General features: G+C 67.0%; 2 protein-coding genes. Both read right to left on the bottom strand.

Annotation, left to right across the window (positions count from 1 at the left end):
- The coding region (locus RMO81_RS09655; protein ID WP_310475634.1) for a serine hydrolase domain-containing protein at positions 1-1,197 on the bottom strand (1,197 nt) is incomplete at its 3' end.
- Complete coding sequence (locus RMO81_RS09660) at positions 1,194-1,679, bottom strand: DUF3299 domain-containing protein (protein WP_310475635.1); 486 nt, start codon at positions 1,677-1,679, stop codon at positions 1,194-1,196. The genes RMO81_RS09660 and RMO81_RS09655, both read right to left, overlap by 4 nt.
- Positions 1,680-1,699: the final 20 nt, after the last annotated feature.

The raw sequence follows: 1,699 nt of genomic DNA on the forward strand, positions 1-1,699 counted from the left end.
CGTGTGGACCGGTTCTACCAACCGGGCCAACGCCGGCGACAATGGCACCGCGTCGGCTTGCACCAGCCCGGCATCGTTCATCGCGATCAGCGCATCCCACGCCGGCGCAGACGGGCCGGCATAGGTGCGATTGGTCAGCACGAACACGCCCCAGCCGCTGTCGGGCGCGATGATCATGTGGCTGCCATAGCCGGGATAGCCGCCGCCGTGGAACGCTACCCGGCCCATGGTGCAATCATCCCCCACGCGCAAGCCCCCGCCATAAACCACGGCAATGCTGCAGGGCGACGTGGCGGCAACCGTTGGCCGCATCATACGGCGCGGTGAACCTTCGCCGCGCAGCAGCGCGCGCACCGTCACGCGCGGGCCGGTTTCGCCGATCTGCGCCGGCCAGGCAGACAGCAGATGATCGATCCAGCGGGCATAATCGGGCGCGGTGGTGATCACGCCGCCCATGGCGCCAAAGGTGCCGGGGCCCATCTCCGGCTCGGCCTTCCAGATGCCGTCTTCCCAGCGCCAGCCGGTGGCCAGCTTGGCGCGTGGCACGTCGGCGATAGTGAATGTGGTGTTGGCCATGCCCAGCGGCCGGAACCGGCGGCGGGCGATTTCGGCTTCAAAGGGTTGGCCGCTCACGTTGCGGATGGTGCGGCCGATCAGGGCATAGCCCAGATTGCTGTATTCGTGGGTGAGGCCGGGCGCGCGGGTGAACGGCACCCCGGCCTTGAGCAGCGCCGAAAAGTCCGCTTCCGGCAGCGGCGTCTGGCGATCACCCCACGGATCGTCGGTCACCAGGCCGGCCATGTGATGCACCAGATCGGTAACGGTCAGGCTGTCGCCCCAACCGGCCACTTCGGGCACATGGGTCACCAGCCGGTCGTCCAGCCGCAATTTTCCTTCAGCGGCCAGATCATAGAGGGTCAGCGCGGTAAACGCCTTGGTCATGCTGGCGATGCGGAAACGCGTATCGGGCTCCACCGGGCGGCCGCTGGTGACATCGGCAAGGCCGGCCACGCCCTGATGCACCAGGCCTTCGCCGCGCTTGACGATGCCCCAGGTCAGGCCGGGAACCTGATTGGCCTGCGCCCACTCGCGCATGCGGCCATCGATGCGGGCGGCGAGTTCAGGCGGCAGGGGCGCGGCGCTGGCGGGCGCCGCAAGCAACGCTGCTGCCAAAAACAGCCAGCCCCGGGCCTTCACATCTCCTTCCCGTCGCTGATCTTGTAGAACACGCCGGCCCCGTCTCCGCCGGCCAATTGCAGCGTGCCTTCGATGGTACGCACGTCGTAATTCATCGGGATGGCGCTCGCCACCTTCACTTCGATGAACTGTTGCGGGCCGGGGTTGAGGTGGAACGGGCAATCGGGCGGATAGGCCAGCAGCACAAAATGGCTCTGGTTGGCGCCCTTGCCCAATGGCAGCATATAGCCGTTGATCTTCACCCGCTTGCCGGCGAGCGATTTCACGGTGGCGGGATAGAGCGGTTTCATTGCGCCAGCCTTGGCGGCAGCCGGATCTTCCTTGGCCGCTTCCAGCACTGCCCAAGCGACGCCGCCGGGCGGGGTGGGGGCGGGTTTCCAGATCGATTCCGATGGCTTCGTTGCAGTTTGGGCCAGCGCCGCCGGCCCGGCGACCAGCAGGGCAGCCAAGGTAGCAGCGATGGCAAGACGAGCAGTCATCATGTCCTCCTAGCGGGCATTTG

This window comes from Sandarakinorhabdus sp. (assembly GCF_031422795.1).
GTDB lineage: Bacteria > Pseudomonadota > Alphaproteobacteria > Sphingomonadales > Sphingomonadaceae > Sandarakinorhabdus.